Genomic DNA, 14,614 nt, shown 5'->3' with positions numbered 1-14,614 from the left:
ATCCGCTGCGCGACCGGGATCACACAATATTAAAAGGAATCATTCGCATCATCAACCGCATTTGGATCGATGGCAGATGCCTTGAAGCATTCTGCCGCCCGCTCGGACCCCTGGCCGCCGTTCCACCCGCTTAACTCCTGTGCCATTAGCGTGGCCGGACCTCGGCCCGTTGGGAGCACCGCGATGATCCACAAGAACACCCTTTGCCTCTGGTACGACGGCACCGCGCTGGAGGCGGCCACCTTCTACGCGGCCACCTTCCCCGACAGCGCCGTCCATGCGGTGCACCGCGCGCCGGCCGACTTCCCCGCCGGCAAGCAGGGCGATGTGCTCACCGTGGACTTCAGCGTGGTCGGCATTCCCTGCATCGGCCTCAACGGCGGCCCGGCGTTCAAGCACAGCGAGGCGTTCTCCTTCCAGATCGCCACCGACGACCAGGCCGAGACCGACCGGCTGTGGGATGCCATCGTCGGCAATGGCGGGCAGGAAAGCGCCTGCGGCTGGTGCCGCGACAAGTGGGGCCTGTCCTGGCAGATCACCCCGCGCGTGCTGACCGAGGCGGTGACCAGCCCGGACCCGGCGGTGGCCCGGCGCGCGTTCGAGGCGATGATGACGATGCGCAGGATCGACGTGGCGCAGATCGAGGCGGCGGTGCGCGGCTGACCTGGCCGCGCTCCAAGAGGCCCGCAGCAAGAACGATCAAATGGCGCGTGGCGGGCCGGGTTACGCTGCGCACCCGTTCATCGGCATGGATCTGGCGGCATGGGTGCGGTACGCAGGGCCCTGTGGTACATCGAAAGCCACTTCGCTGAAACCCCTTCGCTGGCCGAGATCGCCGGTGTGGTCGGGCTGTCGCCGTTCCATCTTGCGCGGTTGTTCCAGCTTGCCACCGGAACGTCGGTGGTGCGCTATCAGCGCGGCCGTCGACTGACCGAGGCCGCGCGTCACCTGGCGGCCGGCGCCGTCGACATTCTCAGTGTGGCGATGGCCGCCGGCTACGCATCGCATGCCGCATTCACGCGTGCATTCTGCGAGCAGTTTGGCTGCTCGCCCGAGCAGGTCCGCACGCAGGGACTTTCGGGTATTGCACTGGTCGAGGCGCTGAAGCTGGTGGATACATCGACGCCGTGCTCGATCGCACCCCACCTCCACCACCAGGGTGTCCTGCGCGTGGCCGGCATCGGCGCCCGCCACACGTCGGCGACTGTCGCCTCGATTCCCTCGCAGTGGCAGCGCCTGGGCCAGGTCCATGGCCTGGGCACTGAGATTGCCTATGGCGTGTGTTGCAACAGCGATACCGACGGCCGCTTCGATTACATCGCCGGGGTGGGTATCGGTGCCCTGGCGGCTGTCCCTGCCGGCTGGCAGGCGATCTCGATCCCGGCCCGCACGTATCTGGTGGCCTGGCACGGCGGACACATCTCCGCCATCCGCTCCACCTGGTACTGGCTGTTGAACGACTATCTGCCGGCCTCCGGCCTGACCCTGGCCGATGCACCGGACCTGGAGCGCTACGACGCGCGCTTCGATGACCGCAGCGGCCACGGCGGGGTGGAGATCTGGCTGCCGCTGGCCGATACGATGCACGACAAGGAGAATGCCCCATGCCAATAACCGCCCGGTGCTGTGCCGCGCTGCTGGCGCTGTGCCTGCCGATGTCCGCGGCTGCGACTGTCCTGCCCGTTGGCGAGCGGCACGGCGTTGCGCATACCCCCAGTGCGGCCGTGCGTGATGCCGAGCATCGCGACAGCGTGCGGTACACGGTGTGGTATCCGGCCCAGGCCGGCGCGCAGGAGACGGCGCTGACCATCGGGCCGCCGGACGCGCCGTTGTTCGAGGTTGGCACCGCCGCGGCCAATGCTCCCGTGGCGAAGGGCCGCTGGCCGGTGCTGCTGCTCTCCCATGGCAATGGCGGCACTGCGCGGATGATGGGCTGGTTCGGCACCGCGATGGCGCGGGCCGGGTACGTGGTCATCGCGGTGGATCATCCCGGCAACAACGGGGTGGACCCGATGACCGAGGCCGGCAGCATCCTGATGTGGAACCGCGTGGACGATCTGGCGGCTGGGTTGGCGGCGGTGCAGGCCGATCCCGTGCTGGCCCCGCACGCGGATGCCACGCGATTGGGCGTGGCGGGCTACTCGGCCGGTGGGTTCACCGCCCTGGTTGCGGCCGGTGCCCGCCCGGCGCTGCCGCGCCTGCTGGCGTTCTGCCGCGCGCATCCCGCTGATGGGGTGTGCGTACCGCAGGCCGAGAACCCGACGCTGACGCTGGCCCGCCGCATGATCGTCGCGGAGACGCCCGCACTGGCACCGTGGACCGCCAAGGCCGGTGACGATCGCGCGATTGCGGGCGTGAGTGCGGTGTTCCTGATCGCGCCGGCGATGATCCAGGCCTTCGCACCGGAGGACCTGGAGAAACTCACCCAGCCTGTATCGATGATCGTCGGTACGGCAGATACGGTGGCAGCACCTGACAGCAACAGCGACAGCGTGGCCGCGGCGCTGCCGCAGGCGACACTGACCCGTTTGCCGGCCGTTGGTCACTACGATTTCCTGTCCCGATGCACCGCCTTGGGCCATGCGCGCATCGGCGCGCTCTGCCAGGGCACCTCGGACCAGCAGGCCACGCACGACGCGACGATCAGGGAAGCCAACGCTCTGTTCAGCGCGGCGCTGCCGGCCATGCGCTGACGGGATCACACTGCCAACGGCACCTCCAGCCCCCGCTTCAACGTGCTCAACGCCACCGCCGTGCGGAACCGTTCGATATTGTCGTCGTTGCCGAACAGCCGCTCGCTGATGGCCTCGTACTCCTCCATCGAGGCGGCGGTGAGGATCAGCAGGAAGTCGGCGTCGCCGGTGATCGCATAGCACTGCTGCACCGCCGGGTCGTCCTGCACGCGACGGCGGAACGGGGCCACCCGGTGCGGTTGTTCGCTGGCCACCCGCACCTCCACCATGATCGTCAGCGGGCGGCCGAGGCGGGCTTGATCGAGCACGGCCACATTCGCGCGGATGATCCCGGCCTCCTGCAGGCGCTTGATCCGGCGCTGTACCGCCGGCGCGGACAGGTGCACGGCCTCGGCGATTTCGCGTTGGGCGGTGGTGTTGTCGCGCTGGAGGATGGCCAGGATGGCGCGGTCGAAGTCGTCGGGGCTGTGGAGGGGCGCAGTCATGGTCGCGGCAGGGAGGGGCAGGCAGCGACCATTGAGCCTGCCCGGGTCAATGCACGCAACCGCCCCGGCGCGCGCGCATCAGGACGGGGAATCGGCGGGCCTGTCGCGGCGGAACGCCGAGAGTGCCCAGTGCACCCCGATCCAGGTCAATGCCGGTCCCAGGCCCCAGGTCAGGAAGCCACCGCTGTAGGACGGCTGCCGCTCCACCAGGCTGTTGTACAGCACCCAGCCGATCAGGCTCAGTCCCATGCCTGCACTCAGCAGGCCGAACAGCGCCTGGGGCAGGCCCATCAACAGGCCGGCCAGGCGGCGCGCACGGCCCGGCACATCGCCGTTGCGCAGTGCACGGCCGACGTCCATCCAGTACAGGATCGAGGTGGGCAGGCTGAGCAGGCACAGCAGCAGGAAAAACCACTGGCCGGTGATGACCGCCAGCGGCGGCGACAGCAGCGTCGTGGCCAACGACAGTCCGAGTTTGCCGACGTGGGTCATCAAGCCAATCCTTGGCGGGAAGTGGCGGCAGCGTGTCAGATGCCCGCATCGGCGTCCAGCCCGGCCGGGTGAGCGAAACATGCAGCCGGCGGGGTGCAATCGAGTCGGTGCTTCGCGCGCGGCTGACTATCCTATGCCGATGTCGACCTCCCGCCTTTCTTCCCTCGTTCCCGTCCTGGCCGTGCTCGGCTCGGTCACTGCCCTGTCGGTGGGCACCTCCTTTGCCAAGCAGCTGTTTCCCCTGATCGGCGCGCAGGGCACCAGTGCGCTGCGCGTGGGGTTTTCGGCGCTGGTGCTGCTGGCGGTGTTCCGGCCGTGGCGCTGGACCACCACGCGCGCCGATGCCGGGGCGATCCTGCGCTACGGCATCACGCTGGGGGTGATGAACCTGCTGTTCTACATGGCGCTGCGCACGATCCCGTTCGGGATCGCGGTGGCCATCGAATTCTGCGGGCCGTTGGCGGTGGCGATGGCGTCCTCGCGCCGTCCGGTGGATTTTGTCTGGGTGGGCTGCGCCGTTGCCGGGCTGTTGCTGCTGCTGCCGCTGGGGCACGGCGATCCGCTGGACCCGGTGGGGGTGATGTTCGCGCTGGGGGCGGCGCTGTGCTGGGCGCTGTACATCATCTTCGGCAAGCGCGCCGGGCACCTGCACGCCGGGCACACGGTGTCGCTGGGGCTGTGCGCGGCCGCGCTGGTGGTGGTGCCGGTGGGCGTGGCGCATGCGGGCATGGCGCTGCTGGACCCGAAGATCCTGCTGTTCGGGCTGGGCGTGGCGATCGTCTCCAGCGCGATCCCGATGTCGCTGGAGATGATGGCGCTCAAGCGGCTGCCCAAGGAAACCTTCGGCATCCTGATCAGCATGGAGCCGGCGGTGGCCGCGGTGCTGGCGATGGGGCTGCTGGCCGAACACCTGACCGCGCTGCAGTGGGCCGCCATCGGCTGCACGGTGGCGGCGTCGGTGGGGAGTACGCTGACGGCGCGGCGGGTGGCGCCGGCCGTGCCGGCCGTATGACCCGGTAGTGCCGGCCGCTGGCCGGCTGCTCAGGATCCAACGGTATCGGGAGCCGGCCAGCGGCCGGCACTACCACCTTGCGATCCAACGGTATCGGGAGCCGGCCAGCGGCCGGCACTACCTTGTGGTCCGGCGGTGCTGGGAGCCGGCCAGCGGCCGGCACTACCTTGTGGTCCGGCGGTGCTGGGAGCCGGCCAGCGGCCGGCACTACCTTGTGATCCAGCGGTGCGTGGAGCCGGCCAGCGGCCGGCACTACCTTGGCGTGGTGCCTCAGCGCCTTACCGGGGCATCGCCGGCCACGTAATAGGCGGCGGTGCTGCGCGGCAAGGGCGCGCGGCCCCGGATGCGGTCGGCGATCTTCTCGGCGATCATGATCGTGGTGGCGTTGAGGTTGCCGGTGATGATGCGCGGCATGATCGAGGCATCCACCACGCGCAGGCCCTGCATGCCATGCACGCGGCCCTGGCCATCCACCACGCTCATCGCATCGGTGCCCATCGCGCACGAGCACGAGGGGTGGTAGGCGGTCTCGGCGCGGGCGCGCACGAACGCGTCCAGCTCCGCATCGCTCTTGCAGTCCGCACTCGGGCTGATCTCACGCCCGCGGTATTCGTCCAGCGCCGGCTGGGCGATGATCTCGCGGGTGATGCGGATGGCATCGCGGAATTCCTGCCAGTCCTGGTCGGTGGACTGGTAGTTGAACAGGATCGAGGGGTGCGCATGCGGGTCCAGCGACCGGGCATGCACGCGGCCACGGCTGGGCGTGCGCATCGAGCCGACGTGGGCCTGGAACCCGTGCTCCTTGACCGCGTTGGTGCCGTTGTAATTGATCGCCACCGGCAGGAAGTGGTACTGGATGTTGGGCCATTCGAAGTCGTCGCGGGTGCGGATGAAACCGCCGGCCTCGAACTGGTTGCTGGCGCCGATGCCGGTGCCGGCAAACAGCCACTCCGCGCCGATCGCCGGCTGGTTCCACCACTGCAGCGCCGGGTAGAGCGAGACCGGCTTCTTGCAGGCGTACTGCATGTACACCTCCAGATGGTCCTGCAGGTTCTCGCCCACCCCGGGCAGGTCGTGCACCACCGGCACGCCGAGCGTGGCCAGCAGCGCCGGTGCGCCAACGCCTGAGCGCTGCAGGATCTGTGGCGAGGCGATCGCGCCGGCGCACAGCAGCACTTCGCGGCGCGCGTGCGCGTCGATCGGCGCGGCGCTGGTGCCGGCCAGGTAGCGCACGCCCACCGCGCGCTTGCCGTCGAACAGGATGCGGTCGGTGGTGGCATGCACCACGATCTGCAGCCCTTCGCGGCCCTTGGCCATGTCCAGGTAACCGCGCGCGGTGCTGCTGCGGCGCCCGCGCGGGGTCACGGTGCGGTCCATCGGGCCGAAGCCTTCCTGCTGGTAGCCGTTGAGATCGTCGGTGCGCGGGTAGCCGGCCTGCACGCCGGCCTCCACCATGGCGTGGAACAGCACGTTGTTGTCGTTCTTCGGGGTGGCCACGCTGACCGGGCCGTCGCCGCCGTGGTAGTCGTTGGCGCCGATGTCGCGGGTCTCGGCCTTGCGGAAGTAGGGCAGCACGTCGGCGTAGCTCCAGTCCTCCAAGCCATCAAAGCGGGCCCAGTTGTCGAAGTCCAGCGCATTGCCGCGGATGTAGCACATGCCGTTGATCAGCGACGACCCGCCCAGGCCCTTGCCACGCCCGCACTCCATGCGCCGGTTGTCCATGTGCGGTTCCGGCTCGGTCTCATAGGCCCAGTTGTAGCGCCGGCCCTGCAGCGGGTAGGCCAGCGCGGCAGGCATCTGGGTGCGGAAGTCGGCCCGGTAGTCGGGGCCACCGGCTTCCAGCAGCAGCACGCTCACCCCGGCGTCCTCGGTGAGGCGCGCGGCCAGCGTGTTGCCGGCCGATCCGGCGCCGATGATGATGTAGTCGTACTCGCGCTTCATCGCGGTGGTCTCCTGTCAGGCCGGTTCAGAACACCGACGCGTAGCGGTCCAGTTCGATCTGGATGGATTTGGTGCGGGTATAGGCGCGCAGCGTGGCCAGGCCGTTCTCGCGGCCCACGCCGGATTGCTTGTAGCCGCCGACCGGCATCTGCGCCGGCGATTCGCCCCAGCAGTTCACCCAACAGATGCCCGCCTCCAGGCGATGGATCAGCCGGTGCGCGCGGCTCAGGTCGGCGCTGACCACGCCGGCCGCCAGGCCGTAGTCGGTGGCATTGGCGCGGGCCACGGCCTCGTCCTCGGTTTCGTAGGTCAGCAGGCTCAGCACCGGCCCGAAGATCTCCTCGCGCACGATGCGCATGTCATCGCGGCAGTCGCTGAACACGGTGGGGGCCACGTAGCAGCCCTTGCCCAGCGCGCCCTCGGTGAGGCGCGTGCCGCCGCAGACCAGGCGCGCGCCCTCGGCGGTGCCGCTGGCGATGTGGTCGAGCACGCGCTGCATGTGCGCCGCGCTCACCAGCGGGCCGAAGTTGGTGTCGGCCGCCAACGGGTCGCCGATGCGGATGCGCGCGATGCGTTCCAGCAGCGCCTGTTCCAGGTCGGTCAGCATCGCGCGCGGCACGAATACGCGGGTGCCGTTGGTGCAGACCTGGCCGGCGCTGTAGAAGTTGGCCATCATCGCGATGTCCGCGGCCAGCTCGATGTCCGCGTCGGCGCAGATGAGCAGCGGCGACTTGCCGCCCAGTTCCATGGTCACTTCCTTCAGCGTGGAGCTGGAGGCACTGGCCATCACCTTGCGGCCGGTCGCGGTGCCGCCGGTGAAGGAGATCTTCTCGATGCCCGGGTGCTCGGTCAGCGCCGCGCCCACCCCGGCACCGTCGCCCGGCAGCACGTTGAAGACGCCGTCGGGCAGGCCCGCTTCGGTGAACAGCTCGGCCAGCTTCAAGGCGGTCAGCGGGGTCACTTCACTGGGCTTGAAGATCATCGCGTTGCCGGCGGCCAGCGCCGGGGCGGCCTTCCACAGTGCGATCTGGATCGGGTAGTTCCAGGCGCCGATCGCGCCGACCACGCCCAGCGGTTCGGTGCGGGTATAGAAAAAACTGCCCTCGCGCAGCGGCACCTGGCTGCCTTCCAGCCCGTGCATCACCCCGGCGTAGTACTCCAGCACGTCCGCGCCGGTCACGATGTCCACCGTGGTGGTCTCGCTCAGCGCCTTGCCGGTGTTGAGCGTTTCCAGCTCGGCCAGCGCATCGTTGCGCTCGCGCAGCAGCGCCACCGCGCGCAGCAGGATGCGCGAGCGCTCCACGGTGGTCAGCGCGGCCCAGGCCTTCTGGCCTGCCTGCGCGCTTTCCACGGCGGCATCCAGGTCGTCGCTGTTGGCGCTGTGCACGTTGGCCAGCACCTCGCCGGTGGCCGGGTTGACCACCTCGAAGGTGCGCTTGCCCTGGGAGGGAACGTAGCGGCCGCCGATGTACAGCAGCTGGTCGGGGAAACGGGGCATGTCGATGACTCCTTTGCAGCGGGAGACCAGGGGTTCAACGGGTCAGGTGCAGGAACTGCAGGTGGCGCTCGTACTGGTCGATGATGTCGTTGATGATCTGCTGCCGGCTGTAGCCGAACAGCTCGTAGTCCTGCCCGCCTTCGTAGAGGTGCACTTCGGCGCGGTAATAGCGCAGGTTGCGGAAGCGCTGGGCGGCGAAGGAGGGCGTGAGGTAGCCGCGCATGATCACCTGGTAGGTGAACACCTGCTGCTCGCCGTGATCCACGGTGAGTTCCATGTGGCCGGGCTCGAAGCGGGTCTGCACGTCCAGGCCCTGTTCGCCCAGTTGCGCGGCCACCGCCTCCAGCGCCGGCTTCACGTCCGTATCCATGAAGCGGTACACCTCATCGCGCACCGGGAAGTGCACGGCCTGGGTGATGCGCTGGCGCCAACCGCGCTGGTGCCGCGACTGGCCGATCAGCGGGATCGGCGAATACTGCGACGCCTTCTTGCGTTGGGATTCTTCGCCCAGCGCGCGGGTCAGCCCCCACAGCATCAGCAGCAGCACCACCGAGAACGGCAGCGAGGCCAGCACCACCGCCGACTTCAGCGCATCCATGCTGCCGGCCAGCAGCAGCCCGGCGGTGACCAGCCCGGTCATCACCCCCCAGAACACGCGCAGCCAGCGCGGGCCATCGTCTTCGGGCGCGCCGCCGTGCGAGGACAGCGTGGACAGCACCACCGTGCCCGAGTCGGCCGAGGTGACGAAGAACACGAAGCTGACGAACACGGTCACCGCGATCACCGCCCGGCTCCACGGGTAACTTTCCAGCAGCGCGTAGAGCACGGTGGGGGGATTGTCCACGGCCATCTGCGCCAGGTGCGCATGGCCGTGGTGCAGGATCTGGTCCAGCGCGCTGTTGCCGAAGATCGACAGCCACGCCAGGGTGAACCCGAGCGGGATCAGCAGCACGCCCAGCACGAACTCGCGGATGGTGCGCCCGCGCGAGATGCGCGCGATGAACAGGCCCACGAACGGCGCCCAGCCGATCCACCAGGCCCAGTAGAACACCGTCCAGTTGCCCAGCCAGTCCGGGCGGCCGCCGTAGGCATAGACGTCGAAACTCTTGCCGACCACGTTGCCCAGGTAGTCGCCCATGTTCTGCATGAAGGCGTTGAGCAGGTACTGGGTGGGGCCGGCAAACAGCATGAACAGCAGCAGCGCGATGGCCAGCAGCATGTTGATGTTGGACATCCAGCGCACGCCTTTTTCCACGCCGGACACGGCCACGGTGATCGCCGCGCCCATCATCAGCACGATCAGGCCCACCTGCACCCACGCCGCGTGCGGCACCGGCAGCAGGGTGTTGAGCCCGGCATTGAGGTGCAACACGCCAAAGCCCATGTCCGCGCCGAGGCCGAACACGGTGGCCACGATGCCCAGGGCATCCACGGTGTAGCCGATCGGCCCGTTGATGCGCTTGCCGATCAGCGGATACAGCGCCGAGCGCAGCGCCAGCGGCAGGTTGTGGCGGTAGGCGAAGTAGGCCAGCGCCATGGCGGCCAGCGCGAACACGCCCCAGCCGTGCAGGCCCCAGTGCAGGAACAGCAGCTGCATGGCCTGGCGCGCGCTGGCTTCCCCGCTGCCCACGCCGCCCTGCGGCGGCACCAGGTAGTGGGTGAGCGGTTCGGAGACGCAGAAGAAGAACAGGGTGATGCTGATGCCGGCGGCAAACAGCATGCCGGCCCAGGACAGATAGCTGAACTCCGGTTCGTCGTGGTCGGCACCGAGCTTGACGTTGCCATAGCCGGACAAGGCCACCCCGACCACGAACACCAGGTACACCGTCATCGCCAGCAGGTAATACCAGCCCACGTTGCGCGAGGCCCAGGTCTGGGCATCCAGCAGCAGCGCGCCGGCCTGGATGGGGAACACGGCCACCAGCACGGCGAAGGCGGTGACCAGGGTGGCCGCCAGCAGGAACACGGGACGAAGCGTGCGCACCGGCGAGGGATGCGGCTCCACGGTACTCATGGGGTAGGGATTGCTCGCGCTGCCACGGTGGGCTCAGGCGAAGCGTTATCGCACAGCGGCCGTGGATGCTGCGTGTGCACATCCGGCGATGCCCGCCGCACCAGGGCGGCGGGGTGTCGGATTCAGCGCAGGGCGTTGCCGGGCACGTCGATCGACATCGCCAGGGCGAGGTGATCGGAGAACGCGGCCGGGACCGCCTCGGCGCTGCGCTGCTGCAGCCCGGTGCTGAGCAGGATGTGGTCGATGGCCCGGTCCGGGCGCCAACTGGGGAAGGTGGGCACCGCGCAGCCGGGCGGCTGCAGGGTGGTCTTCTGGTACAGCGCCTGCATTTCCGGGCGGTCGGCCAGGCAGTTGAAATCGCCCATCAGCACCGCGTTGGGGTGGTCGCTCAGCAGGTCGGCGATGAAGGCCAGCTGGGACATCCGCGAGTTGGTGCCCAGTGACAGGTGCGCCACCGCCACCGCCAGCCCTTCGGCGCCCTCGCCGAACTTGGCCAGCAGCACGCCGCGCCCGCCGATGCGGCCGGGCAGGGCGTGGTCCTGCACTTCCACCGGCTCCAGCCGGCTCAGCAGGCCGTTGGCGCTGGAGGCGACCCCGCCCATGCGGCGGTTGGGCTGGTGACTCCAGTAATTGAAGCCGGCGCGCTCGGCCAGGTAGTGGGTCTGGTTGGTGAAACCCGAGCGCAGGCTGCCCGGATCGGCTTCCTGCAGGCCGACGATGTCGTGGCCGCGCGCCAGCTGGGCGATGGCGTCCAGGCTGGTGCGCTTGCGCCCCGCCGGCAGCGCATGGGACCAGCTGCGGGTCACATAGTCGCTGTAGCGGCGGGTGCTGCTGCCGGCCTGGATGTTGGCCGTCAGCAGGCGCAGGGTCCGCGTGGTGGGGGAATTCACGACGGTTGCCAAGGGGCGCTCGATCAGCCGCCCTTGGCGGCGCGTTCGCGGGCGATCAGGTGATCGGCGATGCGCAGCATGTCCGGGAAGCTCTTGCCCTTGACCAGGTACTTGCCGTTGACGATCACCGACGGGGTGCCGGTGATCTGGCTGCGCTGGGCGAAGTTCTTGGCGGCGTTGGTCTTGGCACCCACGGCGAAGCTGCTCATGGTGCTGGCGAACTGCTTGGCATCGGCACCGTGCTTGGCGTAGAAGGCGGCGATGTCCTCGACCGAATCACGGCCGCGCTCGCCCTTCAGGGTCTGGTCGGCGTGGATGGCCGCATACAGGGCCTCATGGGTCTTTTCCTGCAGGCCCATGCTCTGCGCCGCATAGAAGGCACGCGCGTAGTTGTCCCAGGTGCCGCCGAACATGGCCGGCACGTAGACGAAGTTCACGTCGCTGGGCAGGCCCGCCTTCCACGGCCCGATCAGCGGCTGGAAGGCGGCGCAGGCCGGGCACACGTAGCCGAAGATTTCCGCCACTTCGATCTTGCCGGTCGCCGGCTGGAACGGCTGGCCGTTTTCGATCAGCACATAGTCGGTGCCTGCCACCGGCTCCGGGCCGGTCGGGCGCGAGGACGCCGGTGCCGGGGCGGGGGTGGTGGCCTCGGCGGCAGCGGTTTCAGCCGCAGCCGTTTCGCCGCTGGCGGCGGGCGCTTCGCTGGTGGCCGGGGTGGTCTCGGCGGCCGGGGCGGCGGTCGGGGCCGCCGGTTCGGTCGGCGCGGCGGTGTTGGCGGTGCCGTCCTGGGCCTTGCAGGCCACCAGGATCGGCAGCAGGGCCATCAGCGAAAGGGCGAAACGGGTCTTCATCTAGGCGTCTCCAGCGGAGGAACGGATTGGGCCGGCGCTTCATGCGCCAGCCAGGGGGGAATGATGGCACGCGGCAATGCGCGCCCTGCGTGCACGGTAGGTGACGGTTCAGCGAGGCTGCACTCAGCGCTTGGGCTGGGTGCGTGCCTGGGCGATGAGGGCATCGGCGTTGCGCAGCATGGCCTCGAACGAATCGCCCTTGACCAGGTAGCGGCCATTGATCACCAGCGCCGGGGTGCCCGGCACCTGCGTGCGCTGGGCGAAGGCGCGTGCGGCCTTGAGCCGGGTGTCCACCGCATCGCCCTTGATCGTGGCCAGGAAACGCTCCGGCGCCACGCCGTAGGCCTTGTAGAAGGCGGCCAGTTCTTCCGGCGACACGTTCTGCATCGGCACCGAGCGGGTTTCATGCAGGGCATCGAACATGGCGCGGTGGCTGCGCTTGGCCACGCCCAGCTGGTCGGCGGCCAGGTAGGCACGTGCGAACGAATCCCAGATCCCGCCGAACGCGGCCGGCACCGGGGTGAAGCGCACGTCCTTGGGCAGCTTGGCCGCCCAGGCTTCCAGCTGCGGCTCGAAGCGCGCGCAGTGCGGGCAGGTGTAGCCGAACATCTCCACCACTTCGATCTTGCCGGCCAGCGGCGCATACGGGCCGGCGTCTTCGATCAGTTCGTAGTCGGTGCCTTCGACCAGTTTGACCGGCGCGGCGGCCAGGGTGGACAGCGGGCTGAGGGCCAGCAGCAACAGCATCACGCGGGGGATCAACTTCATCTACATCCATCTCCATCGGAAAAAACAACGCCGGCCCAGTGCCGGCGTGGCGTTGAACATAACCCGCCGCGAGGGCGGGGCGGCCGGCCAGCCGCCGAGCGGTGCCTAGGGGGCCCTGGCCGGTTGCTGGCCAACGGCGGCCACGTCGTCGGCGCGGTTGTGCAGGCCCTGCAGGTAACTGCCCAGCGCCTGGATCTCCTGCTCGCTGAGCTGCCTGGCGATGGTGGCCATGATCTGGAAGTGCGCCTTGTCCGTTTCCTGGGTGACCCCGGCCTGGTACTCCTGCAGCCGGCGCGCGACATACGACGCGTGCTGGCCACCGATGTGCGGGTAGGCCGGGCCCGGGTTGCCGGCGCCGGTGGGGCCATGGCAGGCCATGCAGGCGGGAATGCCGCGCGCGGCATCGCCACCGCGATACAGCTGCTGGCCGATCTCGTAGAACTTCTTGCCGGCATACGGACCCTCGCCGACCAGGCCGTCGTCGGCAAGCCCGGCGCTGGCCTTCTGCGTTGCGAAATAGGCGCCGATGTCGCGCATGTCCTGCGGGGTGAGGTCCTGCACGAACGGCACCATCGCCGCCGAGGCACCCGAGGTGCGCTGCCCGTTGGCGATCAACGCCATCTGCTGGGCCACGTAGCGCTCGCTCTGGCCGGCGATGCTGGGGTACATCTCCACGGTGGCATTGCCGTCGGCCGAATGGCAGGCCGCGCAGGCGGCGGCCTTGGTCTGGCCGGCCTTGGGGTCGCCCCAGGTGGTCTTGCTGAAGTCCACCTCCAACGAGGCGGTCTTGATCGGACCGTTGTCGGGCAACGGGGTGATCGAGGTCTGGGCCACCGCGACGGCGGCCAGCAATGAGACAGCAACAGCGGAAACGGCAAGAACGCGAGCATGGCGCATGCGGAAGCTCCGTGTGGACCGGCCTGGCAGGTGCAGGCTGCACTTGCGGGGATCGCCCGATTATCCATGCGGTTTCGCGCCAAGGTCAACGCAGGGTGCAGCAAAACCGGCGCCGACAGCGCCAATCCGGCCCGGACATGCGATCCTATGGGCATGTCATTGCTCCTCGAACGTGCTCACTACCTGCTTTCGGCCCACAACACCCGGCAATTGCCGGAGGATGTCGGGGCCGAAGTCGCCTTTGCCGGTCGTTCCAACGCCGGCAAATCCAGCGCCCTCAACGCCCTGACCCGCCAGAACAGCCTGGCCCGGGTCTCCAAGACCCCCGGCCGCACCCAGCAGCTGGTGTTCTTCGAGGTCACCCCGGAGGCCAAGCTGGTCGATCTGCCTGGCTACGGCTATGCCAAGGTGCCGCTGGACCTGCAGGCGCACTGGCAGGCCTTCATCGACCAGTACTTCCGCACGCGCGAGGCGCTGCGCGGCCTGGTGGTGGTGATGGACATCCGTCACCCGCTCAAGGATTACGACCGCCAGATGCTGGCCTATGCGGTGCAGCGCGGCCTGCCCGCGCACGCGCTGCTGACCAAGGCCGACAAGCTCGGCCGCGGCCAGCAGGGTATCGCTTTGCAGAAGGTGCGCAAGGAACTGCAATCCTCCTTTGGCGACACGGTCAGCGTGCAGTCCTTCTCCGGCCCGGCCCGCCAGGGCGTGGACGAGGCCCGCGGCATCATCGGCGGCTGGCTCGGCCTGAACAAGCCGGCCCCGGAAGCGGCGTAACCGCCGCCCGAAGCATGCACCATCCGGGTAGTGCCGGCCGCTGGCCGGCTCCTAGTGAATCCGGACCCAGGTAGTGCCGGCCGCTGGCCGGCTCCCCGCACATCCAGACCCGGGTAGTGCCGGCCGCTGGCCGGCTCCCCGCACATCCAGACCCCGGTAGTGCCGGCCGCTGGCCGGCTCCCCGCACATCCAGACCCGGGTAGTGCCGGCCGCTGGCCGGCTCCCCGCACATCCAGACCCCGGTAGTGCCGGCCGCTGGCCGGCTCCCCGCACATCCAGACCCGGGTAGTGCCGGC

At 69.1% G+C, this 14,614-nt stretch carries 14 protein-coding genes and 1 CRISPR repeat array; of the genes, 5 read left to right on the top strand and 9 right to left on the bottom strand.

Translation table 11 applies throughout. The features are described from left to right. The first annotated feature begins 183 nt into the window (after window positions 1-183). From RSA25_RS03780 to RSA25_RS03770, 3 genes are all read left to right on the top strand, one after another. Complete coding sequence (locus RSA25_RS03780) at window positions 184-663, top strand: VOC family protein (RefSeq protein WP_332807577.1); 480 nt, start codon at window positions 184-186, stop codon at window positions 661-663. Window positions 664-762: 99 nt separating this feature from the next. Then, the gene (locus RSA25_RS03775) at window positions 763-1,614 is read left to right on the top strand and encodes an AraC family transcriptional regulator (RefSeq protein ID WP_332807576.1); all 852 of its coding nucleotides are present in this window, start codon (window positions 763-765) and stop codon (window positions 1,612-1,614) included. Window positions 1,615-1,655: 41 nt separating this feature from the next. Further along, the gene (locus tag RSA25_RS03770) at window positions 1,656-2,693 is read left to right on the top strand and encodes an alpha/beta hydrolase (RefSeq protein ID WP_332807608.1); all 1,038 of its coding nucleotides are present in this window, start codon (window positions 1,656-1,658) and stop codon (window positions 2,691-2,693) included. 5 nt (window positions 2,694-2,698) lie between these two features. On the opposite strand, the gene RSA25_RS03765 is transcribed toward RSA25_RS03770, so the two are convergent. Next, window positions 2,699-3,178: an Lrp/AsnC family transcriptional regulator gene (locus RSA25_RS03765; protein WP_332807575.1), complete on the bottom strand. Its 480-nt coding sequence runs from the start codon at window positions 3,176-3,178 to the stop codon at window positions 2,699-2,701. A gap of 78 nt (window positions 3,179-3,256) precedes the next feature. Continuing rightward, window positions 3,257-3,670, bottom strand: a complete 414-nt coding sequence (locus tag RSA25_RS03760) for a hypothetical protein (RefSeq protein WP_332807574.1) — start codon at window positions 3,668-3,670, stop codon at window positions 3,257-3,259. A gap of 139 nt (window positions 3,671-3,809) precedes the next feature. Here RSA25_RS03760 and RSA25_RS03755 point away from each other — a divergent pair, with 139 nt between their 5' ends. After that, complete coding sequence (locus RSA25_RS03755) at window positions 3,810-4,682, top strand: EamA family transporter (RefSeq protein WP_332807573.1); 873 nt, start codon at window positions 3,810-3,812, stop codon at window positions 4,680-4,682. Between the two features lie 47 nt (window positions 4,683-4,729). Further along, window positions 4,730-4,938: direct repeats of the CRISPR family, unit length 26 nt; unit sequence GGGAGCCGGCCAGCGGCCGGCACTAC. A gap of 14 nt (window positions 4,939-4,952) precedes the next feature. Here RSA25_RS03755 and betA read toward each other — a convergent pair. The 7 genes from betA to RSA25_RS03720 all read right to left on the bottom strand — a co-directional run bounded on the left by betA (window position 4,953) and on the right by RSA25_RS03720 (window position 13,541). Beyond that, window positions 4,953-6,623: a choline dehydrogenase gene (gene betA, locus RSA25_RS03750; RefSeq protein ID WP_332807572.1), complete on the bottom strand. Its 1,671-nt coding sequence runs from the start codon at window positions 6,621-6,623 to the stop codon at window positions 4,953-4,955. Between the two features lie 25 nt (window positions 6,624-6,648). Then, window positions 6,649-8,121 carry a betaine-aldehyde dehydrogenase gene (betB, locus tag RSA25_RS03745; protein WP_332807571.1) on the bottom strand — a complete coding sequence of 491 codons (1,473 nt, stop codon included), beginning with the start codon at window positions 8,119-8,121 and terminating at the stop codon, window positions 6,649-6,651. Between the two features lie 34 nt (window positions 8,122-8,155). Then, on the bottom strand, window positions 8,156-10,135 hold the full coding sequence (gene betT / locus RSA25_RS03740) for a choline BCCT transporter BetT (RefSeq protein ID WP_332807570.1): 1,980 nt from the start codon (window positions 10,133-10,135) through the stop codon (window positions 8,156-8,158). 122 nt (window positions 10,136-10,257) lie between these two features. Then, window positions 10,258-10,995, bottom strand: coding sequence for an endonuclease/exonuclease/phosphatase family protein (locus tag RSA25_RS03735; RefSeq protein WP_332807607.1), 738 nt, complete (start codon window positions 10,993-10,995; stop codon window positions 10,258-10,260). A 53-nt stretch (window positions 10,996-11,048) separates the two neighbouring features. Then, a complete protein-coding gene (locus tag RSA25_RS03730) occupies window positions 11,049-11,876 on the bottom strand; it encodes a thiol:disulfide interchange protein DsbA/DsbL (RefSeq protein WP_332807569.1) in 828 nt (275 codons plus the stop codon). Window positions 11,877-11,999: 123 nt separating this feature from the next. Beyond that, window positions 12,000-12,644 carry a thiol:disulfide interchange protein DsbA/DsbL gene (locus RSA25_RS03725; protein WP_332807568.1) on the bottom strand — a complete coding sequence of 215 codons (645 nt, stop codon included), beginning with the start codon at window positions 12,642-12,644 and terminating at the stop codon, window positions 12,000-12,002. Window positions 12,645-12,749: 105 nt separating this feature from the next. Continuing rightward, the gene (locus tag RSA25_RS03720) at window positions 12,750-13,541 is read right to left on the bottom strand and encodes a c-type cytochrome (protein WP_332807567.1); all 792 of its coding nucleotides are present in this window, start codon (window positions 13,539-13,541) and stop codon (window positions 12,750-12,752) included. Window positions 13,542-13,694: 153 nt separating this feature from the next. Here RSA25_RS03720 and yihA point away from each other — a divergent pair, with 153 nt between their 5' ends. Further along, on the top strand, window positions 13,695-14,318 hold the full coding sequence (gene yihA / locus RSA25_RS03715; protein WP_332807566.1) for a ribosome biogenesis GTP-binding protein YihA/YsxC: 624 nt from the start codon (window positions 13,695-13,697) through the stop codon (window positions 14,316-14,318). The last annotated feature ends 296 nt before the right edge of the window (window positions 14,319-14,614 follow it).

The sequence above is a fragment of the Stenotrophomonas sp. genome (assembly GCF_036662295.1).
Taxonomy (GTDB): domain Bacteria; phylum Pseudomonadota; class Gammaproteobacteria; order Xanthomonadales; family Xanthomonadaceae; genus Stenotrophomonas.
The sequence above is the reverse complement of the archived record's forward strand: the minus strand, read 5'-3'. Positions and strand labels throughout refer to the sequence as shown.